This is a genomic window from Antarcticimicrobium luteum, assembly GCF_004358185.1.
Taxonomy (GTDB): Bacteria; Pseudomonadota; Alphaproteobacteria; order Rhodobacterales; family Rhodobacteraceae; genus Antarcticimicrobium; species Antarcticimicrobium luteum.
The window spans coordinates 48,554-74,484 of record NZ_SMUV01000065.1; the positions used below are offsets into that span (position 1 = coordinate 48,554).

The window sequence follows — 25,931 nt, forward strand, 5'->3', positions numbered from 1 at the left end:
CTGCCCGGAACGGGAGAGTGACATGCCGAAACCGAGTTATGACGGCCCGATCCTGGAGATCGATAAGCTTTCGATCTCCTTCTTCACCCGGCTGAGGGAAATTCCCGCAGTGATGGATTTCTCGGTCGCGGTGCGGCCGGGCGAGGCGGTGGGCCTGGTCGGCGAGAGCGGCTGCGGCAAGTCCACCGTGGCGCTGGGCGTGATGCGCGATCTGGGCAAGAACGGGCGCATCACCGGCGGCACGATCAGGTTCAAGGGCCGCGACATGGGCGAGATGAGCCGCGAGGAGCTGGGCAGGATCCGCGGCAACGAGATCGCGATGATCTACCAGGAACCGATGGCGAGCCTGAACCCGGCGATGAAGATCGGCCGCCAACTGATGGAGGTGCCGATGATCCATCAGGGCGCCTCCGAGGCCGAGGCCCGCGCGCGGGCGTTGCAGGTGGTCGAGGATGTGAAACTGCCCGACCCCAAGCGCATCCTGAATTCCTACCCGCACCAGCTTTCGGGCGGCCAGCAACAACGCATCGTTATCGCCATGGCGCTGATGTCCGAACCCGCCCTGCTGATCCTGGACGAGCCGACCACCGCGCTCGACGTGACGGTCGAGGCGGCGGTGGTCGAGCTGGTCAAGGATCTGGGCAAAAAATACGGCACCTCGATGCTGTTCATCAGCCACAACCTCGGGCTGGTGCTGGAAACCTGCGACCGGCTTTGCGTGATGTATTCCGGCGAGGCGGTGGAGCGCGGCAGCATCGAGGATGTCTTCGACGAGATGCAGCACCCCTATACCCAGGCGCTGTTCCGCTCGATCCCGCTGCCGGGGGCGGACAAGAACGCCCGCCCGCTCAAGGCGATCCCCGGCAACTTTCCGCTGCCGCACGAACGCCCCCGGGGCTGCAATTTCGGCCCGCGCTGCGACTATTTCGAGGCCGGCCGATGCGATGCGCGCGACATCCCGATGTCCGACGTGCCCGGCAACGACCGCCACGCCACCCGCTGCCTGAAATTCCAGGAGATCGACTGGGCCGCCCCGGCCGAACTCATGGAGACCAAGGAAAAAGGCGCGATCGGCGAGGTCATCCTGAAGATGGACAAGCTGAAGAAATACTACGAGGTGTCTGCCAATGCCCTGTTCGGCGGCGGCGCGCGCAAGGTGGTCAAGGCCAACGAGGAGCTGAGCTTCGAGGCGCGCGAAAGCGAGACACTGGCCATCGTCGGCGAATCCGGCTGCGGCAAGTCCACCTTTGCCAAGGTGCTGATGGGACTGGAGACGGCGACCGAGGGTCAGATCCTGCTCGACGGGCGCAACATCGAACAGATCCCGATCCAGCAGCGCGACCGCAAGACCGTGGGCGAGGTTCAGATGGTGTTCCAGAACCCCTTCGACACACTCAACCCCTCGATGACGGTGGGCCGGCAGATCATCCGCGCGCTGGAGATCTTCGGTGTGGGCAATTCAGAGGCCGAGCGGCGCAACCGCATGCTGGAACTGCTGGATCTGGTCAAACTGCCCCGCGAATTCGCCCAGCGGATGCCGCGGCAGCTGTCCGGCGGGCAGAAGCAGCGCGTCGGCATCGCCCGCGCCTTTGCCGGCGGCGCCCGTATCGTGGTGGCGGACGAGCCCGTCTCGGCGCTGGATGTCTCGGTCCAGGCCGCCGTCACCGACCTGCTGATGGAGATCCAGCGCGAGGAAAAGACCACGCTGCTGTTCATCTCGCACGACCTGTCGATCGTGCGCTATCTCTCTGACCGGGTGATGGTGATGTACCTGGGCCATGTGGTCGAACTGGGCACTACCGATCAGGTGTTCAGCCCGCCCTATCATCCCTATACAGAGGCGCTGCTGTCAGCGGTCCCGATCGCCGACACCTCGGTCCAAAAGACGCACATCGTGCTGGAGGGCGACATCCCCTCGGCGATGAACCCGCCGCCGGGCTGCCCGTTCCAGACCCGCTGCCGGTGGAAATCGGAGGTGCCGGGGGGCCTGTGCGAGCGCGAGGTGCCGAAGGTGCGCGACCTGGCCGAAGGCCATCAGGTCAAATGCCACCTGAGCGACGAGAAGCTGGCCGAAATGGAGCCGGTGATCAAGATCGCGGCGGAGTGAGGGGCGGCGCTGCGGGCAGTGAGCCGACCTTCGCTGTGCGCCAACCAAGGATGACAGTGATGCGCAGGGAGCGGGCTTTGCTAAGCCGCAGGGTTGCGCTGACGCTGCGGCATGCGACCGGCCCTAAGCTGCCGTTTGACCGAGTTGCAGCGGAGGTTCGCAGGAGCCGAAAGCGGTCCCACTCCTGCGTGCCAATGTGCCGGGATTGTTCATGCAGGTCAGGCGGAGAGCAGTCGTTCGCTGCGACCCATGCGAACATAGGCTACGCGGAGTTTGCTGACAGTGCGGCCTTGAAGAATCGAACGGGTATGCCTCGGCAACTCGCTTCAGAGCAAAGGCGTTTGAACCCTGTCGGGGTGCTACGAACGCCTGCCCAGCTCCTTGGAACTGGCAGAATCCTACCCATGTTATTGAATAACACTTGAGGGCATAGCTAGTTGACCACAAGATTACGACAAACGACCGGGTAACTCGTTTGCCTGGCAACATGGCGAACTGGCGACAATCCTGAAGCGCAAGGGCCATACCACCGCGACCTGCGGTAAGAAGGAGAAAGACAATGAAACTTTTGATAGCAGCAGCGACGGCTGTTCTGGTTGCATCTCAGGCATTTGCCGGCTCGTACGAGGTAAGATGCGAGACAAAGAGAGTACCGTATCAGGAAACCGTCAAAGGCGGAACTCCCGAGAAAGTAATCGGCGGAGCGATTGTCGGCGGGGTGATCGGGAAAGTCGTGACAAAGAAAGATGCCGGCGCTGCCGCCGGCGCGATCATCGGCGGCGCCGTCGCCAATGAAACGAGCAAAAAGACCGTCACCAAATACAAAGACGTCGAAACCTGCTCGAACGTGTTCATTCCCGCGCGCGTCACGAATGAGGAAACGCTGCGACAGGCCTTGCTGGATCTGAACGCCGGCAAGCCGGTCAGCAAGGAAAAGACCATGGACGTGCAGTATACGATCGGCGTCGCCCATGACGGAAAATGGGGGCCGCAGTCTCAGCTTGCCGCCGAGAAATACCTGGCAAACCTTGCGCCCGACGCGCCGCTGTATTCACTGGTGGTCAATGATGTGGTCATCGTCAGCTCGGCCGACGTCAGTGCGGTCGATCAGATCAAGAATGCGCTGCTTGAAGCAGGTATCCAATCGCAAATCTTTGTTGATTTGCAGCGGTGAATGTCAGCGGCGCTACGCAATGTAGCGCCGCCGGCGATCGCAGGCGAAAACGCCCAAACCACGGTTCGGAACGTGTTCGTCGGGCAATCGGCATCCGTGTCAGCGTATTTCGGATGCCCGCGCTCTCCACATTGCAGTGGAGCGGATATTCCCCGCTTGTGAAATCACCCCGAAGCGGATCATTGGCACAGGTCTCGGACATGCTCCGGGACAGCGGTCATCAAGCCGACGAAGGTCAGCTCCGGGCTGTGACCGGTCATTGGGCGCCAAACGCATGAACGTCGGCCCAGGGCCGGGATCGACGAACAGGTTATTCTGGCTTGATCTGATCACGTTGCGATGCCGCAGGTCGGCTCCGAGCCAAAAGCGAACGGCTCGCTTCCGTGAGTGTTGCCAAAATTCAAATCGACGTGCTTCATGAAAGACATGCCGCGCCTGCGGCTTTCAAGAAGGTCAAACAAAATTACGAGAGATTTGCGCATCTTCGCGCCAGTGGCGATCCAGGCGATCATGACCCGCCTTATTCCGCGCATTGAGACAGCCATAGGGCTTTCAATCTCGCCGATGATCGACCTGAACCCAGCGATACCCCAACGGATATCGGCGGGCGAAGAATACGACATCGGCCTGACGAATCCACACTATGCCAGGGAACTGATTGCGGGCGGGCACGCAGACGGCGCAAGTCATCGTGCGTTTGGCCGTGTGCCTCTTGCAGTGGGGAGAAAGGCCGGGCCGGAAACCGCGATCTTGGGGGGCGAGCAGGAGATCAAGGCCCTTCTCCGCGCCGCCCGAAGTATCGGGTATACCGGCACCGGGACGAGCGGACGGACGTATCTCGATGTAGTGGAGAGGTTGGGCCTGACCGGCGTCGTCCTCCCAAGAAGCCGGGCCATGGGGGGCGGCGAGCCAGTAGCGTCGGTTGCGGCAGGTGACACCGACCTCGCAATTGCCCCGCTGAGCACGATCCTTTCCACGCCGGGCCTCGTTCCCGCGGCGGTGTTTCCCGACAAGCTCGGGACCCATATCGACATGTCGATTTTCTTCAGCGCGACACCGCGAAGCGGCGCGGCAGCCGCGTTCGGGTTTCTTTCAGCAAGTGACCTCGACGACGAACTCCGCGCGGCAGGCATCCTGCGCTTTGAATTGGACTGACTTGGCCTCGATAGCCTACGGTCGCGCATGGTCTCAGGTCGGCCGTTTCGTCTGCCCAGCGGACTTTCCAGGCGGAAGTCTCTCTGCACGCCGTTGCGAATGGCAGCTATCATCAAGCAGCGCCGCAGCATCTCGCGATTGACGAGTGGCAGCAATGGGCCGGCGGCAGCAATCCAGCCCGGCCCGCCCCCTCACTCCCCCAACAAATCCTCATAGCGCGCGTCGGTCAGCGTCTTCAGGAACGCCACCAGCGCATCGATTCGGTCGTCCTCCAGTGCCGGGCCGGTGGTCAGCTCTTTCATCGACAGCGTCCCGTCCACCTCCGGCGCGGCAAAGGGCTGGCCGGTTTCCGGGTTGATCTGCCGCGCCTCGGACCTGGTGTTATACGTGTTATAGAACAGCACGACCGTGCGCAGATCCTCGAACACGCCGTTGTGCATATAGGGCCCGGTCACCGCCACGTTGCGCAAGCTGGGAACCTTGAACTTACCCGCCTGCGCCAGGTCGTCGACGCCCGGGTTGTCCATGAGGCCCCGGTCCGGCCCCGCCATATGCGCCAGCGCCGGGTTCGGCGGCACACCGATGTTGTGGTATTCGTAGTTGCTGAAGGTCTCCTGCGGGTCCACCGGGCTGGTCTTCAGCTGGTGGCACAGGTTGCAGTTGGTGAACTGCTGCGAAAAGAACAGCAACCGGCCCAGATCCTCCTGCCGCGTCAGCTCGTATTCGCCGCGCAGATAGCGGTCGTATTTGCTGTCGAAGGGGGCGAACTCCGGTGTGCGCTCATAGGCGGCGATCGCCCGGGTCATGGCGTCATAGGCGGCCTCGGGGATGTCGAAAACCGCCTTGCCCGCCAGCGCCTCCAACGCCGCGACATACTCGGGGGTCTCGCGCAGCCGCGCCACCACCGCCGGTTTGTCCGGCATCGCCATCTCCACCTGGTTCAGCGGCGGCCCGCCCGCCTGCGCCTCCAGATCCGCTGCACGACCGTCCAGGAACAGCCCGCCGACCCATTTTCCCTCGGCGCTCAGATGAAAGGGCGGCGTCAGCGCGGCATAGCCGACGGTCGGCGCGTTGCGCGTGCCCAGCGAGCGCCCGTCGTCGCCCAGCGAGACGGCGCGGCCCAGATCGGTCTCGCGCGGATCGACAAAGCCGGAATTCGGATCGTGACAGGTGGCGCAGGCCTGGGTGCGGTCGCGGGACAGGTTGGGGTCGAAAAACAGCGCCTCGCCCAAGCTTTCCCAACTGCCGAACCCCGGCCCGGCCGCCAGCGGCCCCGCAAGAGCCGCCAAACCCATGGCCATACCCGTGCCCATGCCCCAGATCCGCATCGCCGCCCGCATACCCGCATCTCCCGCGCCGCCATTTCCAGAGCGTTATAGTCAGGAATTTATCGGATGCAAAGCGGACAGCCTGCCCCAGGGGCGACTGCGATTGTGGATGTGATTGCGGGTAAGACTGCGGGCGCGTCAGCTGCCCCAGATCGCCTTGACGTAATTCCGGGTCTCGTCATAGGGCGGCACACCGCCGTGTTTCTTCACCGCGTCCGGCCCGGCGTTATAGGCGGCCAGCGCCAGCCGCCAGGATTTGAACTTGCGGTACTGTTTGGCCAGATACCGCGCGCCGCCGTCCAGGTTTTCCCCCGGATCGGCCGGGTCCACGCCCAGCCGCCGCGCGGTGTCCGGCATCAGCTGCGCCAGTCCCAGCGCCCCCTTGTGCGAGACCGCGTTCGGGTTCCAGCCGGACTCCTGCTGCACCAGCCGCAGGAACAGATCCTCGGGCACGTCATGACGTCGCGCCGCTGCCCGCGCCAACTCCAGATACTCGCCCTTGTATTTGCCGGCATAGGGCAGCGGACCCCATTTGCTTGGCGTGTGGACCGAGGGCGGTTGCAGGCGCACGGAATCGTTGTACTGGATCGCCGCGCGGGTATCGAGGACGCGGGTCTGCGACTTGAACAGGTTCTTCTGCCCGCGGGTCGCAAAGATATCCGCCCCCGCAGGCGCCCCAAGGCCGACCGCCACCAAAATTCCGATCGTAATCCTGCGCATTCCGACCTGCCCCGCACCGTTCACAACCGGCGCAACTATACAGATTTCGCACCCAAAGGAAAGTTGCCCCGCCGCCGCCGCGCCCGGCCCCGGCACAACCGCGCCGAAGCCGGCGGATAACCATGTTTCAACCTCTGTGCGGGAGGTATAGGGTGCCCATCCAAGGATCGTACAGATTCGGGCATAAACTGGACAAAACAAGACGGGGGCTCTCATGGCCGGGTCAGTGAACAAAGTCATTCTCATCGGCAATCTGGGCCGCGATCCCGAGGTGCGCAGCTTTCCAAACGGCGGCAAGGTCTGCAACCTGCGGATCGCCACCTCCGACACCTGGAAAGACCGCAACACCGGCGAGCGGCGCGAAAAGACCGAATGGCATTCGGTGGCAATCTTCAACGAAAACCTCGCCCGTCTGGCCGAGCAATACCTGCGCAAGGGCTCCAAGGTCTATGTCGAGGGCAAGCTCGAAACCCGCAAGTGGCAGGATCAGTCCGGCCAAGACCGTTATAGCACCGAGGTGGTGCTGCGCCCGTTCTCGGGCGAGCTGACCTTTCTCGACGGCCGCGATGGCGGTCAGGGCGGCGGCGGTCAGGGCGGCAGCTATGGGGGTGGCCAGGGCGGTGGCGGCTATGACAGCGGTCCGCAGGACGATCCCTATGGCGGCGCCCCCTCGGGCGGTGGCCGCGGTGCCCCGTCGAGCAATATCGAAGACGACGAAATCCCGTTCTGAGAGCGGGTCACGGGGCGGCCCTTCCGGCACGCCCCGTTTTCATTTCCGGATGAGGCGGTGACATGAGCTGGTCTTTCTCCATCGGCAGGATTCTGGGCTCGGAACTTCGGGTCCACGTCACCTTTTTCCTGCTGCTGGCCTGGGTCGGCTATGCAGCCTATGGCACGTCAGGATGGCCCGGCGCGCTGGAGAATGTCCTGTTCGTCATCACGCTCTTTGCCTGCGTGGTGGCGCATGAATTCGGCCACGCCCTGACCGCCCGCCGCTATGGCATCAAGACGCCCGACATCACGCTGTTGCCGATCGGCGGGCTGGCGCGGCTGGAACGGATGCCGGAAAAACCCGGGCAGGAAATTCTGGTCGCGCTGGCCGGCCCGATGGTCAATGTGGTGATCTGGGCGGTTCTTATGCTGGCTGGCGCCAAGATGCCGCTGGACATGGCCGGGGAGCTGGAGCTGACCGGGCCCGGCTTTCTCGGGCGGCTGGCCTTCGTCAATCTGTTCCTGGCGCTGTTCAATCTGATCCCGGCCTTTCCGATGGATGGCGGGCGGGTGTTCCGTGCCCTGCTGTCGCTGGCGATGGACCGGGTGAGCGCCACGAGGGTGGCGGCGACGGCCGGGCAGATCGTCGCCTTTCTGTTCGGTTTCGCCGGGCTCAGCACCGGCAATCCGGTGCTGATCCTGATCGCCGTCTTCGTCTTTGTCGCCGCCAATGCGGAAAGCCAGGATGTGGCGATGCGCGCGGTGGCCCGGCAACTCAGCGCGCGGGACGCCACCATCACCAGTTACGAGAGCCTGACGCCGGAAGACACGCTTCAGGCCGCCGCCTCGGCGCTGGTGCACAGCACCCAGCATGAGTTTCCGGTGATCGACACTGATGGCACCTTTCGCGGCTTTGTCACCCGCGGCGCCCTCTTTGCCGCGCTCGCGAAGGAGGGTCAGCGCACACGGCCGGTGTCCGAGATCATGCAGACCGACATCCCCAGCCTGACGCTGACCACCCGACTGGAGAAGGTTCTGGATGCGCTCTACAAGGGGGCGCCGGCGGTGGCGATCACCGACAGCAAGGGGCGCATGGTCGGCTATGTCACCCGCGAGAATGTGGGCGAGTTGATGGTGATCAACGGACGCTGATCATTCGACACAAGGGGCTGAGGGCCACGGGCCGCCCCGGGCGGGCAGCCGATCCTTTGCCTCGGTCCGATGCGGGGGCTCACCGCCCCGCCAGCGCATCCTCAAGCAGCGTCAGCACCGCATCCCCCGGGACATCCGAGGTCATGAAGGCCTCGCCGATCCCCTGCGCGAGGATGAATCGGAGCTGGCCATCCACCACCTTCTTGTCCTGCGCCATCAGACCCAACAGCCCCGCCGCATCCGGCAGGGCGCCCGGAATGTCGGCCAGATCGGTCTTCATTCCCATCGCCCGCAAATGCGCGCGCACCCGGCTCGGGTCTTCCTGGCTGCACAGCCCCAGCCGCGCCGACAGCTCGAAGGCCAGCGCGCAACCGATCGCCACCCCCTCGCCATGCAGCAGCCGGTCGGAATAGCCGGTCGCCGCCTCCAGCGCGTGACAAAAGGTATGGCCAAGGTTCAGCAGCGCGCGGTCGCCCTGCTCGGTCTCGTCGCGGGCGACAATATCCGCCTTCATCTGGACCGAGCGGGTCACCGCCCGCACCCGCGCCTCCATGTCGCCCCGGGCCAGCGCGGGGCCCTGCGCCTCCAGCCAGCCGAAGAAATCCGCATCCCCCAGCAGCCCGTATTTCACCACCTCGCCGTAGCCTGCGAGGAAATCGCGCGGCGTCAGCGTACCCAGAACGGCGGTGTCGGCCAGCACCAGCGACGGCTGGTGAAAGGCGCCCACAAGGTTCTTGCCCTGGGCCGTGTTGATCCCGGTCTTACCGCCGACCGAGCTGTCGACCTGCGCCAGAAGCGAGGTGGGGATCTGCACGAAGCGCACGCCGCGGCGCAGCACAGCGGCGGCAAACCCGGCCAGATCGCCGATCACCCCGCCGCCAAAGGCGACCACGATATCGCGCCGCTCGACCTTTTGCTCCAGCAGCCATTCCACCGCGCGGGTGAACTGCGGCCAGCCCTTGGTCGCCTCGCCGGGCGGCAGCGCCAGCGCCGTCATGTCGATACCCGCAGCGGTCAGCCCGTCGCGCAGGGCCTCCAGATGCAGCCCCGCGACCGTCTCATCGGTCAGCACGGTGACGCGTTTGCGCGCCAGCAGCGGCGCGATCCGCGCCCCCGCCTCGGCTATCAGGCCCGGTCCGATTTCCACGTCATAGGATCGGTCACCCAGCGCGACATGGACGCGGTTCTTCATTCTTCCATCTCCAGTACATCCGGGCGCGTGGCCAGCGCGGCCAGCACCCGGTCAACCACCCCCTCGACCGGGGTCTGCGCATCCGAGCGCACCACCAGATCGGCCCGGGCATAGAGCGGCACCCGCGCCTCGTATAGTTCCTTGAGCGTTTCGTACGGATCGGCGGTCTTCAACAACGGCCGGTGATCGCGGTGGCGCACCCGGTTCCACAACACGTCCAGATCGGCGTTCAGCCAGACCGACACGCCCCTGTCCGAGATCATGTCGCGGTTCGCCTCGGACAGGAAAGCGCCGCCGCCGGTCGACAGAACGCCGCGCGCCTCGGCCAGCAACCGGGCGATCACCTGCGATTCCTTCTTGCGAAAGAACGCCTCGCCGTCGCGGGCGAAAATCTCGGGAATGGTCATGTTGGCGGCCGCCTCGATCTCGTGATCGCTGTCGAGGAACGGCGCCCGCAGCCGCGCCGCCAGAGCCCGGCCCACGGCGGTCTTGCCGGCGCCCATCATGCCGACCATGACAACGGTTTTCTTCAGCCGCCCCGGTCTGGGTCCGGTCTTTTTACCGGCCTCGGCGGCAGCGTTATGCTCAATTTCGCTCATTCTGTAGTGAATGACGTGATCTTGCCCAAAAGGCCATATATAACTTGTTCAAAACAGCAGCTGCGCGAGCAGAAGGGACAACCATGGGGCGAGTGATCAAGTATCTGTTTTACCTTCTTATTCTGGCAGCGATCGGGTTGATCGGCTATGCCTATCTGGGGCCTTGGTTCGGGGCCGATTTCGCACCGCCCAGGACCGAGGTGCGCCAGCCGGTGACCCTGAATGCGGATTAAGGCGGCGCTGATCGCGATCTGTCTGCCGCTCGCGGCCCCCGCCGAGGAGCCGCTTTCGGCGATCGACTGGCTGGAACAGGCCCACCCCGCCCCCCTGCCCGGCCCGGTCCTGCTGGAGCCGCCGGTGGCCGAACAGGCCCTGCGCCCCGAGATCGAGGTCAGCGCGCTGGAGGCGCTCGCGCCGCCGCTCGGTCTGGTACCGCCCAGCATTACCGGTCTGCCGGTCGATCTGTGGTATGGCAGCGATGCCGGCCAGCTGTCGCGCCTGATCGCCGAGGCGCCGGTGCAGAACAGCCCGGCGATGCAGGCGCTGTTCTATACCTTGCTGCTGACCGAGAAGCGGCCGCCGCCGGGCGCGCCGGAGCGGGACGCCGAGGCGCTGCTGCTGGCGCAGATCGACCGGCTGATCGACCTGGGCGCGACCGACCCGGCGCTGGCGCTGACCGAACTGGCCGGACCGATGCAGTCGCCGGCGCTGTACCGGCGCTGGTTCGACACCTCGCTGCTGACCGGGGAAGAGGACGCGCCCTGCGCCGCGCTGCGCGACAAGCCCTATCTTTCGCCCGGGTACGCCGCCACGATCTTTTGCACCATACGGGCGGGCGACTGGCAGACCGCCGCGCTGACGCTGGAGAGCGTCCATGCGCTGGAGCTGCTGCCGCCGGCGCAGCTGGACCTGCTCGACCGGTTCCTCAGCCCCGAGATCTTCGAGGGCGCGCCGCCGCTGCCCGCGCCGGAGTCGCCGGATCCGCTGACCTTTCGCCTGTATGAGGCGATCGGCGAGCGGGTGCCAAGCACCAGGTTGCCACGGGCCTTTGCCAATGCGGACCTGCGCGATCTTGCCGGCTGGAAGGCCCAGATCGAGGCCGCCGAACGTCTGACCCGGATCGGCGCGCTGAACCCAAACAAGCTGCTTGGCCTCTATACCGAACGGGCGCCGGCCGCCTCTGGCGGGGTGTGGGACCGGGTGGCGGCGGTGCAGCGGTTCGACACCGCACTGGGCACCGGCAGCGACGATGCGGTGGCCAAGACCCTGCCCAAAGTCTGGGCCCTGATCCATGACGCAGGGCTCGACGTGCCCTTTGCCCATCTGTTCGCCGACCGTCTCGAGGTGCACCACCTGGACGGGGCAGCCGCCGCGCTGGCCTGGAGGATCCGGCTGCTCTCGCCACGTTACGAGGCGGCGGCGCGCCAGCCGGCGGGTGATGACGCCGCGGATCTTTTCCTTGCCGCGCTGGCCCTGGGCGAGCCGGGCGGCGCCACCGCGACGACCGATCAGGCGCGCGCCATCGCCGACGGGTTCGCCCCCGGCGCCGCGCCGCCGCAAGCGCTGCGCGAGGCGCTCGACGCCGGGCAACTGGGCGAGGTGATCCTGCGCAGCATCGCACTGTTCGACAGCGGCGCGCGGGGCAACCCGGCCGATCTGACCGCGGCGCTCGCCACGCTGCGGCACGTCGGACTTGAGGACACCGCCCGGCGCGCGGCGCTGCAACTGATGCTGATCGGACGGGGCTGAGATGGCGGGGCCGGCGGATCAGCCAGGCTGGATCAGCGCCTTTCTCGAGGCGCAGGCGGCGGAACTGGGGGCGGCCACGAACACCCAGCTTGCCTATGGGCGCGATCTGAAGGATTTCTCCGGCTGGCTCGACCGCAGGGGCGGCAGCTTTGCCGGCGCCGACCGCGAGGCGATCGAATCCTATCTGGTCTATTGCGATGCGCAGGGCCTCTCGCGCGCGACACGGGCCCGGCGCCTCTCGGCGATCAAGCAGCTTTATCGTTTCGCCTTTGAGGAGGGCTGGCGCGAGGACAGCCCGGCGATCCAGATCCGCGGCCCCGGCCGCGACAAACGCCTGCCAAAGACGCTGGACGTGCCGGATGTCGACCGGCTGCTCGCGGCGGCGCGCCAGACCGGGCGCAGCCCCGCCGACCGGCTGCGCAACACCTGCCTGATGGAACTGCTCTATGCCACCGGGATGCGGGTGAGCGAGCTGGTCTCGCTGCCGGCCTCGGCCGCGCGCGGCGATCCGCGCATGCTGCTGGTCATGGGCAAGGGCGGCAAGGAACGGATGGTGCCGCTGTCGCCGCCGGCGCGCGCGGCACTGGCGGCCTGGCTGGCCGAGCGCGACGCCGCGGAGGAGCGGAGCGCGGAAACGGGCGGCATGGCGTCGCGGTTCCTGTTTCCCTCGCGCGGCAAGTCGGGGCATCTGACGCGGCACCGGTTCTATCTGCTGATCAAGGAGCTGGCGGTGACCGGCGGTGTCGATCCGGCCCGGGTCACGCCCCATACCCTGCGCCATGCCTTTGCCACCCACCTGCTGGCCAATGGCGCCGATCTGCGATCGATCCAGACGCTGCTGGGCCATGCGGACATCTCCACCACCGAGATCTACACCCATGTGCTCGATGAGCGTCTGGCCGAACTGGTGCTGGAGCATCACCCGCTGGCGCGCCCAGCCAAAGACGCCGGCTAACCCCCTGTGCAGGGTTGATATGCGCCCCGCCCGGCCCCATAACCGCAAAAGGACAAAGGGAAAATATTTCCGATGGAGACCACCTCGACCATATTCGACACCGCCTTTTGGGGAACGGTGGGCGCGATCGTGTTCCTGCTGGTCCTGTCCGCGTTCTTTTCCGGCTCGGAAACCGCGCTGACCGCGGCCTCGCGCGGCAAGCTGCGCGCCCAGGCGGACAAGGGATCGAATGGGGCGGACAAGGCGCTGCGCATCACCGAGGACAGCGAACGGCTGATCGGTTCGGTCCTTTTGGGCAACAACCTGGTCAACATCCTCGCCGCCTCCCTGGCCACCGCGCTCTTTACCCGGGTCTTCGGCGAAAGCGGCGTGGCGCTGGCGACGCTGGTGATGACCTTTCTCGTGCTGATCTTCGCCGAGGTGCTGCCCAAGACCTATGCCATCACAAATTCGGAGAAAGCCGCCGCCGCGGTTGCGCCGGTGATCGGGGTCATCGTCACGCTGTTCGCCCCCATCGTCGGCGCCGTGCGGCTGCTGGTGCGCGGCGTGCTGCGTTTGTTCGGCGTGCGCATCGACCCCGACAGCCATGTCCTCGCCGTGCGCGAGGAGATCGCCGGCGCGCTGCAGCTGGGCCATTCCGAGGGCGTGGTCGAGAAAGAGGACCGCGACCGCATCCTCGGCGCGCTCGACCTCAGCGACCGCACCGTCGAGGAGATCATGCTGCACCGCTCGGGCATCGAGATGATCGACGCAGCCGCCGATCCCCGTGACATCTTTGCGCAATGCGTGAACAGCCCCCATACCCGGCTGCCGGTGTTCCGCGACGAACCCGAGAACATCATCGGCGTGATCCACGCCAAGGATCTGCTGCGCGCGATCTATACCCACATCGGCGGCGCGGCGGGCGATGTCGACACCCTCAGCGGGTTTCAGGTCACCGACATGGCCAAGCCGCCCTATTTCGTGCCCGAGACCACCACGCTGGACGACCAGATGCGGCAGTTCCTGCATCAGCGCACCCATTTCGCGCTGGTGGTGGACGAATACGGCTCGCTTCAGGGGCTGATCACGCTGGAGGACATCCTCGAAGAGATCGTCGGCGAGATCACCGACGAATTCGACATCGACGGCGATCACCCGGTGCGCAAGACCGAGGATGGCCATTTTCTGATCGACGGCGCGATGACGATCCGCGATCTCAACCGCGCCACCGACTGGTCGCTGCCCGATGAAGAGGCCAATACCGTCGCCGGGCTGGTGATCCATGAGGCGCAGATGATCCCCACCGTCGGGCAGGTGTTTTCCTTTCACGACTTCCGCTTCGAGGTCATCGGGCGCGAAGGCAACCGGGTCACAAAGCTGAAGATCCGACCGCTATGACCCGCCTCTGGGGCGCCGCCTACGACTGGTTCGACGCGGTCGTTCTGGAACTGGGGCGCGAGATGCGCTGGTCCTTCCTGCCGCCGCTGATGGTCTATTTCGCCTATGGCGCCTCGGGGCTGACCTCGGTGGTGGGCACCTTTTTCGTCAAGGACTACCTCGATGTCTCCGCCGCCTTTCTGGCCGGGCTGGGGTTCTGGGTCGGGCTGCCCTGGGCGCTGAAGATGCCGATGGGGCATCTGGTCGATCTGATGTGGCGCTGGAAATGGGTGCTGGTGTTCATTGGCGCCGGGCTGATCGCGGCCAGTTTTCTGATCATGTTCGGGCTGGCCACCGGGGTGTCCTGGATGGCGGAGATGATGCCGGTCACCGCCTGGTTCGTGCTCGCCGCGCTGTTGTCGCCCTGCGGTTACGTGGTGCAGGACGCGGTGGCCGACGCGCTCTCGGTCGAGGCGGTGCCAAAGGTGGACGCGGCCGGCGCGCCGCTTGACGAGGACACCCGCCGTGCGATGCACACCACGATGCAGACGCTGGGGCGGGTGGCGCTGATCGGCGCGCTCTCGGCGGTCGCCGCGCTCAACATCACGCTGTTTTCCGGGATGGACGCGCTGCCCGAGGCGGCCAAGGGCGCGGTCTATGGCCGGATCTATCTGATCGGGCTGGCGATCCCGGTGATCTCGGTCTCCGGCGTGCTGCTGGCGATGGTGCAGCAGCGCCGCCAGATCGCCGCGCTGGTGGCCTGCGGCCTGTCCCGCGCCAGTGCCGAGGCGCATTTCGTCCCCGAGGGCGGCGCGGTCAAACCCAACTGGTCCTATTTCATCGGCGGCGGTGCCTTTGTCGCCCTGTCGGTGACGCTGGGGCTGTCCGATCTGCCCTATTCGCAGGAGGTCATCTTTGCCGGATCGATGGCCATCGTGCTCTTTCTCATGCGCCAGATCATCGCCGCGCTGGAGCCGGCCAAGGCGCGCGCGCTGGTCGGCACGGCGATCATCATCTTCATCTTCCGCGCGACGCCGCTGCCCGGGGCCGGAGCCACCTGGTTCACCATCGACGAGTTGGGGTTCGATCAGCAGTTCCTGGCCGTCCTCTCGCTGATCACCTCGGTGCTGACGCTGGTCGGGATGTTCGTGCTGCGCCCGCTGATGGCCAATCACAGCATCGTCTATATCGTGGTGCTGCTGACGGTTGCGGCCGGGCTGCTGTCACTGCCCAACATCGGCCTTTTCTATGGCATCCAGGACTGGACCGCGCCGCTGACCGGCGGCATCGTCGATGCCCGGTTCATCGCCATCCTGGATACCGCGATCGAAAGCCCGCTGGGCCAGATCGCCATGATCCCGATGCTGGCCTGGATCGCCCGCAACGCGCCCGATAATCTCAAGGCGACCTTCTTTGCCGTCATGGCCTCTTTCACCAATCTGGCGCTCTCGGCCAGCAGCCTTGGCACCAGATACCTCAACCAGATCTTCAGCATCACGCGCGAAGTGACCGGCCCGGACGGCGCAGTCGCGACGCCGGCCGATTATTCGCAACTGGGCCTGCTGCTGATCATCGTCGCGGTGATCGGCCTCGCCGGTCCGCTGGTGGCCGTGCTGCTGGTGCAACGCTCCAGCCTGCGCACGCCGGACTGACACCGGACTGGGGTGCGGCCCCTGTCTCAGGCCCTGAGCCGCGCGCCGGCCGGATCGAACGGTGGCTCGGCCAGGATCCGCGCGCGGTGCGGACGGCCCAGCACCATCACCTCCACCGCGTCACCCGGTCCGGCCCCCCTGACATAGCCCAGCGCCAGCGATTGCCCCACGCTGTAGCCATAGGCGCCCGAGGTGACACGCCCGATCCCGACGCCACCGCGAAAGATCGGTTCGCCGCCGGTGGCATCGGCATCCGAGGCGGCGACGTCCGCCTCTTCCAGGGCCAGCAGCACCAGCTGCTCGCGCGCCGGGTTGGCCAGCGTCGTCTCGACCGCCCCCTTGTTCAGGAACTCCTTGTCGAGCTTCACCAACCGCTCGAGGCCAACCTCCTGCGGCCAGTATTCCGGGCTGTATTCCCGCCCCCAGGAGCCATAACCCTTTTCAATCCGCAGGCTCATCAGCGCCCGGCTGCCCACCGGACCGGCGCCGACCGCGCGCCCCGCCTCGATCAGCGCGGAGTAAAGCCGCGCCTGATCCTCTGCCGCGCAATGCAACTCCCAGCCCAGATCGCCGGTGAAGGAGACCCGCAGCGCCAGGCAGTCGACGCCGGCCAGTTCAATCCGGCGGCTGGCCATGAACGGAAAATCCGCCGTCGCCAGCGAGGCATTGGTCAGCCGTTGCAGCATCTCGCGCGACCTCGGCCCGGCCACGTTGAAGCCGCAGATCGCCTCGGTCTTGGTTTCAAAAACCGTCCCCCCAGGCAGCGGCAGCGCCTTGAAGAACCGCTGGTGATAGCCCTCGGCCATGCCCGAACCGATGATCCAGAACTCGGCGTCGCCCAGCCGTGTGACGGTGAAATCCCCGGCAATTCCGCCCCGCTTGCCGATCAGCGGCGTCAGACAGGAGCGACCCACCGCTTTCGGCATCCGGTTGGCGAAGAGCGCGTTGAGCCAATCCTCGGCCCCTGCCCCCGCCACCCGGTATTTGGCAAAGTTGGAGATATCGATGATCCCCGCCCGGTCGCGCAGCATCTTGCATTCCTCGCCGACCGGGCCCCACCAGTTCTGGCGGGTAAAGCCGTTGGTGTCCTCCGTCCCCGGCGTCTCGGCGAACCACAACGGATGTTCCCAGCCGGAGTTGAGCCCGAACACCGCGCCCATCCCCTTTTGCATCCCGTAAACCGGCCGTGTGCGCGCGGGGCGTCCCGCCGCGCGCTCCTCGTTGGGGAAGTGGATCGAGAACCGGTGCGCATAGGCATCCTGCACCCGCGCCTTGGTGAACCCCTTGTCGGCCCAACCGCCGAACCGGGCCACGTCCCAGGCGAACATGTCATACCGGGTCTCGCCCTCGACGATCCATTGCGCCGCCATCAGCCCCATGCCGCCCGACTGGCTGAACCCCGGGATGATGCCATTGCAACAAAAATACCCCGTCAGCTCCGGCACCGGGCCGAACAGCACATTGGCATCCGGCGACCAGATCATCGGCCCGTTGATCACCCGCTTGATCCCGGCGCGGCCCACCACCGGCACCCGGTCGATGGCGCGCATCATGTTTTCCTCGATCCGCTCCAGATCGTCGGGAAAGAGGTCATGGGCGAAATCCAGCGGTGTGCCCTCCTCGGCCCAGAACCGCATGTCGCGCTCATAGGCGCCGACCAGAAGCCCCTGCCCCTCCTGCCGGAGGTAGTATTCGCCGTCGCGGTCGGCGACCGAGGGAAGGCGCCGATCCAACGCGGCGATCTCCGGGATGGTTTCGGTGACGAAATACTGATGCTCGGTCGGTTGCAGCGGCAGGGTCAGCCCGGCCAGCGCCGCCACCTCGCGGCCCCAGAGGCCGGCGGCGTTGATCACCCAGTCTGTGCGGATATCGCCCTTGGGTGTACGGACGATCCACGTCCCGTCCGGCTGCGCCTCCGTCGCCGTAACCGGGGTGAAGCGATGGATTTCGGCCCCCCGCGCCCGGGCGCCGGCAGCATAGGCGGCGGTCACCCCCGACGGATCGACATTGCCGCCGTCCGGCTCCCACATGATGCAGCGGATGCCGGTGAAATCGACCAGCGGATGCAAACGCTCTGCCTCGTCGCGGCTGACCTCGTGGAAATTCATGCCGTAAAGCTTGGCCTTGGCCGCCTGCAGCCTGAGCTGATGCTCCCGCGCCTCGGTCTGGGCGAGGTACAGCGATCCCGGCTGGAACACGCCGCATCCCTGCCCGGTCTCCGCCTCCAGCTCCTTGTAGAGGGTCATGGTGTAATGCTGGATGCGGCTGATGTTGGTGTTGTCATGGAGCCCGTGGATGTTCGCGGCAGCGTGCCAGGTCGAGCCGGAGGTCAGTTCGTCCCGCTCCAGCAGGACCACATCGGTCCAGCCCAGCTTGGTCAGATGGTAGAGGATCGAGCATCCGATAACGCCACCGCCGATCACGACGGCCTGTGCGTGGCTACGCATTGACGGGCTCCCTGGCCGGTTTCTCTATCGGTCACCCTGCCCATGCCGATGCGGAAGGAATTGCCGGTTTGCGACGAAAATCGTCGCATTTCTGCCCATCGGGTCCCGGTCAGACGCCCCGTCCACCGACCGTCAGGGTCGGCATATCGACCCGGTGATCGTAGCCCAGCGTGTAATTCGGCGGCACCGGCTCATCGGGATCGGGCGGTTCGGTGGTATCGTCGAGCCAACCTTCCAAGAGTTCTTCGCCCAGGTCGATCCTGCCCAAGAGGCGAACACCGTCCAGCGCATCAAAGGGCAACTCGGAGTCATCAATGCCGCTGAAGAAAAAATAGTCTTCCTGCGAGCGCAACCCCTCCGGAAGGCTTTTCCCTTCTGGCACGTAAAGCACCCTTCCCGAAAAGCTTTCCAGCTGGGCGCCACTGGACGCCGTCCCGCCTATGTAAGTTGTTACCTCGTCCTCCACCACATGAACCGATCCTCCGGCCCCGTCCGGCAGTTCGATGTCAAGACTGTCGCCCGATCCAAGGCGCGCCTGGAAAATCGGGATGTCGCCGTCGGAAACGTCAACACCTTTACCTCCGGACAGATACTCGAACACCGACAGTTGCGGCGCGGCATCCAGATCGTCCTGCGACACGGACACCGTCAGCAGATCGCCCTCTTCGCCCTCGATGTCGTCCCCGGTCTCCTCATCCTCGCTGCGCAGGTCGACCATGTCCCCCATCCCGGCCTCGACCACATCGTCGCCCCCGCCGCCATCGATCAGCTGATAGGTATCGTCGGAGGTATTCGTCTCGATCAGCTCGTCCGCGCTGCTGCCGGCATAACCGGACAGGTCGGACCCGGGAAAGGCGCTGTCGTCGATCTCTTCCGGCACGATCAGCTCGGGCTCGCTTCCGAGTTCAGTCACCCGGATCTCGTCACCGTCCCAGGTTTCGCCGTCACCGCCGCCGTCCCCCGCCGGATCAGGCGCCGCGTCATCGTCCATGACCCCGGACAAGGCGAGCAATGCCCCCCCGGCCATCAGCAACGCAAAAAAGCCCACCATGACCATCCCCCTCCTGGAAACCCGAAAAAATCGGAACCGATCAATCGCTGAACAATCTTACCGAGCACGCGGGGCCAGTCAACCATCAGGGGTTGAAACCCGCCACCTGTCCAATCAGCCGATCGCCCGGGTTCCAGCGGCGAGGCCCGGTGGAACAGCCCCCGACAAGCAGCGTGCCACGCGCCGACCCCTGTCCCGCCAGCGACAGTTCCCGTCGCTTTCCGGCAAGCGGCCCCTGCCGACCGGCCACAGGCTGACGACAACGCAACAAGGAGGCCCCCATGAAACCCACAACCCGTGTCGCGGTGATCGGCGGCGGCGTCGTCGGCTGTTCGGTGCTCTATCACCTGACCAAGCTGGGCTGGTCCGACGTGATGCTGCTGGAACGCTCGGAGCTGACCTCGGGCTCCACCTGGCACGCGGCGGGCGGGTTTCATACCCTCAACGGCGACACCAACATGGCGGCGCTGCAGGGCTATACCATCCGCCTTTACAAGGAGCTGGAGGAGATCACCGGCATGTCCTGCGGGCTGCACCATGTCGGCGGCGTGACGCTGGCCGACAACCGCGACCGCTTCGACATGCTGCTGGCGGAACGGGCCAAGCACCGGTTCATGGGGCTGGAGACCGCGATCGTCGGCCCCGAGGAGATCGCGAAAATCGCACCGATCACCAATCTCGACGGCATCATCGGCGCGCTTTACGACCCGCTCGACGGGCACCTGGACCCCTCGGGCACGACGCACGCCTATGCCAAGGCCGCGCGGATGGGCGGCGCCACGATCGAGACCCATTGCATGGTGAAGGAGACCAACCAGCGCCCGGACGGCAGCTGGGACGTGGTCACCGACAAGGGCACGGTCCATGCGGAACATGTGGTCAACGCCGGCGGCCTCTGGGCGCGCGAGGTGGCGGCGATGGCGGGCGTCTATGCCCCGCTGCACCCGATGGAGCATCAGTACATCGTCACCGACGACATCCCCGAGATTTACGAACGCGATCAGGAACACCCGCATGTGATGGATCCGGCCGGCGAAAGCTATCTGCGGCAGGAGGGGCGCGGACTGTGCATCGGCTTTTATGAGCAGCCCTGCAAGCCCTGGGCGGTCGACGGCACGCCCTGGAGCTTTGGCCACGAACTCCTGCCGGATGACTTTGAAAAGATCTCGGAAAGCATTGAATTTGCGTACAAACGCTTTCCCGTTCTCGAACGCGCCGGGGTCAAGTCCGTGATCCACGGCCCGTTCACCTTTGCCCCCGACGGCAACCCGCTGGTCGGCCCGGTGCCGGGCCTGCGCAACTATTGGTCCGCCTGCGGGGTGATGGCGGGGTTCAGCCAGGGCGGCGGTGTCGGCCTCATGCTGGCGCAATGGATGATCGAGGGCGAGCCGGAGCGCGACGTGACGGCGATGGATGTCGCCCGCTTTGGCGACTGGATCGGCCCCGGTTACACCCGCCCGAAAGTCATTGAAAACTATCAGAAACGTTTCTCGGTCTCCTATCCCAACGAAGAGCTTCCGGCGGCCCGGCCCAACCGCACCACGCCGATGTACGACATTTTCTCGGGCATGGGGGCCGTGTGGGGCCAGCAATATGGGCTGGAGGTGGTCAACTACTTCGCCCGGGAAAATGAGCCGCGGTACGAGACCCCGTCCTTCCGCCGCTCCAACGCCTTTGACGCCACCGCACGAGAGGTGATGACTGTACGCGAAGCCGTTGGAATCAATGAACTTCAAAACTTTGGGAAATATCGTGTCACGGGGCCGGCAGCCCGCGCCTGGCTCGACCGCATCATGGCCGGACGCCTGCCGCAGCCCGGGCGGCTGTCGCTGTCCCCGATGCTGTCCCCGCGCGGCAGGCTGATCGGCGATTTCACTATTTCCTGCCTCGACGAGGCGAGCTTTCAGCTCACCGCCTCCTATGGCGCGCAAGCCTATCACATGCGCTGGTTTCTGAAACATCAGGAGGATGGCGTAACCATCGAAAATATCAGCGATAATCTGAACGGGTTTCAGATCTCCGGACCGAAGGCCCGCACGCTTCTGGCCGATTGCACCCGCGCCGATGTCGCGGACATGCGGTTCATGGACGTGCGGCGGATGACCGTTGGCATGACCGATTGCCTGGTGCAGCGGGTCAGCTATACCGGCGATCTGGGCTATGAGATCTATTGCGATCCCATGGCGCAGCGCCAGCTTTGGGACAGGCTGTTCGCCGCCGGTCAGGCGCATGGCATCGAACCCTTCGGGATGCGGGCGATGATGTCGCTCCGGCTCGACAAGTTTTTCGGCAGCTGGATGGCGGAGTATTCGCCCGACTACACCCCCGGCGAGACCGGGTTGGATCGCTTCATCTCCTTCAAGAAAGACATTGATTTTATTGGATGGTCCGCCGCTGATGCCGAACGCGCCACCGGCCCCGCCCGCCGTCTCGCCGCCTTCTTGGTCGCGGCGGAGGATGCCGATGTGAACGGGTACGAGCCGATCTGGCTCGACGGCGAGGTCCGGGGCTTCTGCACCTCCGGCGGCTATTCCCATTTCGCCGGGCAATCCGTTGCACTTGGCTTCCTGCCCACCGACCGGATCGCCGACGGGCTGGAGGTCGAGATCGAGATCCTCGGGGCCATGCGCAAGGCGCGGTTGGTCACCACCCCGCTTTTCGATCCGGACGGGGTGCGGATGCGCGGGTGACAGCCGCCGCCGCCCGCGCCATGATCGGCGCATGACCGATCTGCCGATCCTGTTGCTCGCCGCCGGGCAATCAAGCCGCATGCGCGGGCGCGACAAGCTGATGGAGCCTGTCGGCGGCGTGCCGTTGTTGCGGCGCGCGGCCCGGCGCGCCTGTGCTGCCGGGATCGGCCCGGTGATCGCGGCGCTGCCGCCGGCGCCGCATCCGCGCCATGACGCGCTGGCGGGCCTGCCGGTCGTCCCGGTTCCGGTGCCGGACGCGGCCGAGGGGATCGCCGCAAGTCTGCGGCGCGCGCTGACCGCGCTGCCGCCCAAAGCGGAGGCGGCGATGATCCTGCTGGCCGATCTGCCCGAGCTGTCGACGGCCGATCTGCAAACCGTCGCCGGCGCGGTGGACCTGCGCTCCGGCGTCTTGGTCTGGCGTGGCGCCACGGCGGCGGGACAGCCCGGACATCCGGTCGTTGTCGCCCGGGCGCTGTTTGCCGAGTTGGCCGCGCTCACCGGCGACAGCGGCGCCCAGGTGGCCATCCGGCGTCACGCGGACCGCCTGATGCTGGTGCCGCTTCCGGGCCGCCACGCGCGGCTGGATCTGGACACCCCCGAAGACTGGGCCGCCTGGCGCGCGGCGCAGCGGTCGGAATGCTGACCGCCAAACGAAAAAGGCAGGGCGCGAACCCTGCCTTTCCCCCGCGTGCGTGGCACGCCCTGCGTAGCTGCAATGACTGTCGCCGGGCCTCCCCCACCCCTGCGGATCACTGCATCAGCAAGGCCGCCTCATGCCGCTTCAGCGACCGGCGCGCAGACTGATAGCCCCTGAACCCCTGTTCCGAGGTCAACTCGGGGAACAGGTCCAGCAATTCCGCCCGCTGGGCGCTGTCCATGCCCTCCAGCGTCAGATCGCCCGGCTGGAAACTTTCGGTCCAGGCCCCGTCCGAGAGCACGACCTCATGCTGGTCGAACATGAAGTGGATATAGGTGACCGAGGACAAATCCACCCGCTCGATCCCGTCGGTGCCAATCAGATGCTTGGCCGCGACCAGAACCTCGCGCTCTTCGAAATAGAGCGCGGTGCGGTCGTTGGCGATCAACACACGGTGCTGCGGGCTGACCATCATGTCGCGTTCCGGCAACCCCTTGCCGAGCGCGCCCTTGCGGATCATCACCGGCTGCAGGTGATCGGCCAGTGACAGTTCCAGCCCGTTCAGGCGGCGCTTGCCGATCCAGCGGATCTCCTGGATGCCGTTGTCGCGGGTGATCACCCGGTCGCCGACCTCCAGATCCTCGACCGGCCGTTCGCCCTGGGGCGTTGCGATCCGGGTGCCGGGGGTGAAACAGGGCACGATCTTCTCGATTTCCTTGAAGGTCATCGAGCCGGTCACGCTGCCGGTGCTGTCCAGCAGATCCATCGTCCCCGAGGTGCTGTTGCCGTCGGCGTCGTCGGTCTCGCTGGTGATGACATAGCGCTGGCCGCCCATGTAGAGCGTATCGAAATCATCGCCGCCGCTGCCGCCATCGACCGAGTCGCCGCCCTCATAGCTGCCGCGGAAATCATCGCGCCCATCGCCGCCGAACACCGTATCCACGCCCTGACCGCCGATCAGGGTGTCGTTGCCGGCGCCACCGTCGATATAATCGTCGTCGATGCCGCCGTCGATGACGTCATTTCCATCGTCGCCATAGATGGTGTCGTCGTCATCCTGGCCATAGATGGTGTCGTCGCCGGCACCGCCGTGGATCACATCCATGCCATTGGTGGTTTCCGGGTCCGGGTCGCCGGCGCTGCCGTCGTCGGGAATGTTCGGCACGTCGGGAAAGCTGGGGTCCAGACCGCCATAGATGGTGTCGTTACCCTCGCCGCCATCGATCGTGTCGGCGCCTTCGCCGCCGACAATGAAGTCGTCGCCGCTGCCGCCGTCGATCTGGTCGTCGTCCAGACCGCCATCAATGGTGTCATTGCCGGCACCGCCGTAGATCACATCGTTATCGTCGCCGGTGATGATCGTGTCATTTCCGGCGCCGCCATCGACGGTATCACGGTCGTCATAGGGATCGGAGTCCGCCGGCACCTCCGGCAGCCCCTGGTAGGAGGGGAAGCCGCGATCGGGCAGCGGAACGCCAGAGGTCGAGCTGGTGTCGATGGTGTCATCGCCGTCGCCGCCGTAGACCGTGTCGTTGCCGTCGCCGCCGGTGATGGTGTCCCTGCCGCCTTCGCCATAGATGATGTCGTCGCCCTCGCCGCCATGCAGCTGGTCGTCGCCGTCAGCGCCCGGGTCGGCGTCCGGGGCGTCGAAATAGATATCCGTCACCGCGATTCCGGAGTCTGCCGGGCCGTCCTGATCGTGGACGATTTCCAGCGACGAGATCGGGCCGGCAATCTCGACAAGAACCGAGTGCGTCGTGCTGGTATAGGGCATGTTGCCGCCTACCGAGGTCGCGGTATCGTCCCCGGCCACGGCATCGGTATCCGACAGCGTCACACGGGACCCGCCGGTCAGGGTGACCTCGACCGGGTCGCCGTTGGCGTCGAACGCCTTGACCGTGACGACGCCGTCATTGTCGATATCGTTGATCCGGAACGACACGTTCTCGACCGGCGCGGAAAAGTCCAGATCGTAGACCACCGGGTCGCCCTGGACATAGGCGTCGGAATCCAGCGCGCTGGTGCTGTCCGCCGGGGCGCCATCGGTGGTGATGCCGTCCACCAGTTGCGTCTCGGCAGAGAAGGTAGAAGCGCTGGCCGGCGACTGCGAGACCACGGTAAAGGTCACGTCGACGCTGCCGGTGTTCTGGGTGAAACCGCCGCTCAGATCGTCATAGGCGTCGATATCGCCGCCATCGTCCGGGTCGGGGGCCAGATCCCATTGGAACACCTGGCGCCCACCGCTGGTGCCCGGGGCGTTGGCGTCACCGTAAAGAATATCGTCGCCGGACTGGCCGTAGACCTCGTCATCGCCGCTGCCGGCATAGACCACGTCGTCGCCCTCGCCCGCCTCGACGTAATCGTCGCCGCCTTTCGCATCCACGATATCGTCATCGGGACCGGCGCTCGGGTCGATCGCGTCACCGTTGTCGATCATATCGCCTTCGGGATCGCCGGTGTAGGCAACGTCAATCCGGTTGTCGTTTTCGTCGCCTTCAACAAACCCGGCGCCCGTGGGTGGACGTGTAATGGGCATCACTCTCTCCTTTTCGACACACGCCGATCACCTGGCCGCAACTCGCGCCCGTCGGCCGCCAAACTGATGCAATCCGTCTCCCGCAGGCCATCCCGCCCGCTCAGCGTGAAACAATTCGGAAAATCCGGCCACTTCGACCGGTGCCCGCCGCACTGCGACAGACATTCGCCATGCCCGCGCCGCCGACAAAGTCCGGCCGCGCACATGTGTTTCCTGCATCGTTTCGATGCGAACAGACGGTCGCCTCCGCGACCTACAGACAATGCCCCCAGTTGGCATGTTAAGAATTACCCGTTGGCCGGGGCCGGTCAAAAAGAAAATTCTAACAAAATTGCGGGCGTTTTCACCGGGACCCGTTGTTCGCGCCCCGGACAGGCCTCGGACAAGGTGCAGACCGACAGGGGATTGTTTCCGTTTTTTGCCGTTTTTCGGAACATTTCCCCTTCATCCATCCGATTGCCGGCCAATTCCGGGTCAAATCCTTCCCGATTGTTTCCGATCCTTGCGGTCATGCCCACGGTAAGATCGCCCGCGCCGCCCCCCCAGCCGGTTGGAATGAGCCCCTGCCCCCGCCCCCACAAAGCGCAGTTTTTTGAACCAATCCCCCAGTATCTGACAAAACTCTTTCCTTGTTGGGAACAATCTTTCGCCCCTGACGATGATTCGGGCCGTTAACCTTTTCACCCCCGCCCCAGCGATCTCCACCTCTGCGGGGCA

21 protein-coding genes are annotated in these 25,931 nt (G+C 65.6%); 12 read left to right on the forward strand and 9 right to left on the reverse strand.

Features of this window, described 5'->3' with window-relative positions; translation table 11 throughout:
* Positions 1-22 precede the first annotated feature (22 nt).
* Together E1832_RS11015 and E1832_RS11020 are read left to right on the forward strand one after the other, a co-directional pair.
* Positions 23-2,107, forward strand: coding sequence for a dipeptide ABC transporter ATP-binding protein (locus E1832_RS11015; RefSeq protein ID WP_133359801.1), 2,085 nt, complete (start codon positions 23-25; stop codon positions 2,105-2,107).
* Between the two features lie 559 nt (positions 2,108-2,666).
* The gene (locus tag E1832_RS11020) at positions 2,667-3,281 is read left to right on the forward strand and encodes a hypothetical protein (RefSeq protein WP_133359802.1); all 615 of its coding nucleotides are present in this window, start codon (positions 2,667-2,669) and stop codon (positions 3,279-3,281) included.
* A gap of 329 nt (positions 3,282-3,610) precedes the next feature.
* On the opposite strand, the gene E1832_RS22525 is transcribed toward E1832_RS11020, so the two are convergent.
* Positions 3,611-3,793: a hypothetical protein gene (locus E1832_RS22525; RefSeq protein WP_165978861.1), complete on the reverse strand. Its 183-nt coding sequence runs from the start codon at positions 3,791-3,793 to the stop codon at positions 3,611-3,613.
* Here E1832_RS22525 and E1832_RS11025 point away from each other — a divergent pair.
* Entirely contained in the window at positions 3,792-4,436 is a 645-nt protein-coding gene (locus tag E1832_RS11025) for an ABC transporter substrate-binding protein (RefSeq protein WP_165978862.1), read from the forward strand. The genes E1832_RS22525 and E1832_RS11025 overlap by 2 nt on opposite strands.
* Before the next feature lie 191 nt (positions 4,437-4,627).
* Here the strand turns inward: E1832_RS11025 and E1832_RS11030 are convergent, their stop codons facing one another.
* On the reverse strand, positions 4,628-5,776 hold the full coding sequence (locus tag E1832_RS11030; protein WP_425358969.1) for a cytochrome-c peroxidase: 1,149 nt from the start codon (positions 5,774-5,776) through the stop codon (positions 4,628-4,630).
* Positions 5,777-5,902: 126 nt separating this feature from the next.
* On the reverse strand, positions 5,903-6,484 hold the full coding sequence (locus E1832_RS11035) for a lytic transglycosylase domain-containing protein (protein ID WP_133359804.1): 582 nt from the start codon (positions 6,482-6,484) through the stop codon (positions 5,903-5,905).
* 214 nt (positions 6,485-6,698) lie between these two features.
* Here E1832_RS11035 and ssb point away from each other — a divergent pair, with 214 nt between their 5' ends.
* Together ssb and E1832_RS11045 are read left to right on the forward strand one after the other, a co-directional pair.
* Positions 6,699-7,214, forward strand: a complete 516-nt coding sequence (ssb, locus tag E1832_RS11040; RefSeq protein WP_133359805.1) for a single-stranded DNA-binding protein — start codon at positions 6,699-6,701, stop codon at positions 7,212-7,214.
* 62 nt (positions 7,215-7,276) lie between these two features.
* Positions 7,277-8,347, forward strand: coding sequence for a site-2 protease family protein (locus tag E1832_RS11045; RefSeq protein ID WP_133359806.1), 1,071 nt, complete (start codon positions 7,277-7,279; stop codon positions 8,345-8,347).
* Between the two features lie 79 nt (positions 8,348-8,426).
* Here E1832_RS11045 and aroB read toward each other — a convergent pair whose 3' ends face one another.
* Positions 8,427-9,539: a 3-dehydroquinate synthase gene (gene aroB, locus E1832_RS11050; protein WP_133359807.1), complete on the reverse strand. Its 1,113-nt coding sequence runs from the start codon at positions 9,537-9,539 to the stop codon at positions 8,427-8,429.
* Positions 9,536-10,138, reverse strand: a complete 603-nt coding sequence (locus E1832_RS11055; protein WP_133359808.1) for a shikimate kinase — start codon at positions 10,136-10,138, stop codon at positions 9,536-9,538. The genes aroB and E1832_RS11055 overlap by 4 nt, the downstream gene beginning before the upstream one ends.
* 83 nt (positions 10,139-10,221) lie before the next feature.
* On the opposite strand from E1832_RS11055, the gene E1832_RS22530 reads away from it, so the two are divergent.
* The 5 genes from E1832_RS22530 (at position 10,222) to E1832_RS11075 (ending at position 15,853) form a co-directional block, all read left to right on the forward strand.
* A complete protein-coding gene (locus tag E1832_RS22530) occupies positions 10,222-10,371 on the forward strand; it encodes a hypothetical protein (protein ID WP_165978863.1) in 150 nt (49 codons plus the stop codon).
* Entirely contained in the window at positions 10,361-11,887 is a 1,527-nt protein-coding gene (locus tag E1832_RS11060; RefSeq protein WP_133359809.1) for a hypothetical protein, read from the forward strand. The genes E1832_RS22530 and E1832_RS11060 overlap by 11 nt, the downstream gene beginning before the upstream one ends.
* A 1-nt stretch (position 11,888) precedes the next feature.
* A complete protein-coding gene (locus E1832_RS11065) occupies positions 11,889-12,842 on the forward strand; it encodes a tyrosine recombinase (protein WP_133359810.1) in 954 nt (317 codons plus the stop codon).
* Positions 12,843-12,914: 72 nt separating this feature from the next.
* The gene (locus tag E1832_RS11070) at positions 12,915-14,222 is read left to right on the forward strand and encodes an HlyC/CorC family transporter (protein ID WP_133359811.1); all 1,308 of its coding nucleotides are present in this window, start codon (positions 12,915-12,917) and stop codon (positions 14,220-14,222) included.
* Positions 14,219-15,853, forward strand: coding sequence for an MFS transporter (locus E1832_RS11075; protein ID WP_133359812.1), 1,635 nt, complete (start codon positions 14,219-14,221; stop codon positions 15,851-15,853). Before E1832_RS11070 ends, E1832_RS11075 begins: the two co-directional genes overlap by 4 nt.
* Before the next feature lie 26 nt (positions 15,854-15,879).
* On the opposite strand, the gene E1832_RS11080 is transcribed toward E1832_RS11075, so the two are convergent.
* On the reverse strand, positions 15,880-18,300 hold the full coding sequence (locus tag E1832_RS11080) for a GcvT family protein (RefSeq protein ID WP_133359813.1): 2,421 nt from the start codon (positions 18,298-18,300) through the stop codon (positions 15,880-15,882).
* Between the two features lie 109 nt (positions 18,301-18,409).
* A complete protein-coding gene (locus tag E1832_RS11085) occupies positions 18,410-19,351 on the reverse strand; it encodes a hypothetical protein (protein WP_133359814.1) in 942 nt (313 codons plus the stop codon).
* A 281-nt stretch (positions 19,352-19,632) separates the two neighbouring features.
* On the opposite strand from E1832_RS11085, the gene E1832_RS11090 reads away from it, so the two are divergent.
* Positions 19,633-22,041, forward strand: a complete 2,409-nt coding sequence (locus E1832_RS11090; protein WP_133359815.1) for a GcvT family protein — start codon at positions 19,633-19,635, stop codon at positions 22,039-22,041.
* A 31-nt stretch (positions 22,042-22,072) separates the two neighbouring features.
* Positions 22,073-22,684, forward strand: a complete 612-nt coding sequence (locus E1832_RS11095) for a nucleotidyltransferase family protein (protein WP_133359816.1) — start codon at positions 22,073-22,075, stop codon at positions 22,682-22,684.
* Positions 22,685-22,790: 106 nt separating this feature from the next.
* Here the strand turns inward: E1832_RS11095 and E1832_RS11100 are convergent, their stop codons facing one another.
* On the reverse strand, positions 22,791-25,214 hold the full coding sequence (locus tag E1832_RS11100) for a Hint domain-containing protein (RefSeq protein WP_133359817.1): 2,424 nt from the start codon (positions 25,212-25,214) through the stop codon (positions 22,791-22,793).
* 308 nt (positions 25,215-25,522) lie between these two features.
* Positions 25,523-25,726, reverse strand: a complete 204-nt coding sequence (locus tag E1832_RS11105; RefSeq protein WP_133359818.1) for a hypothetical protein — start codon at positions 25,724-25,726, stop codon at positions 25,523-25,525.
* Between the last annotated feature and the right edge of the window lie 205 nt (positions 25,727-25,931).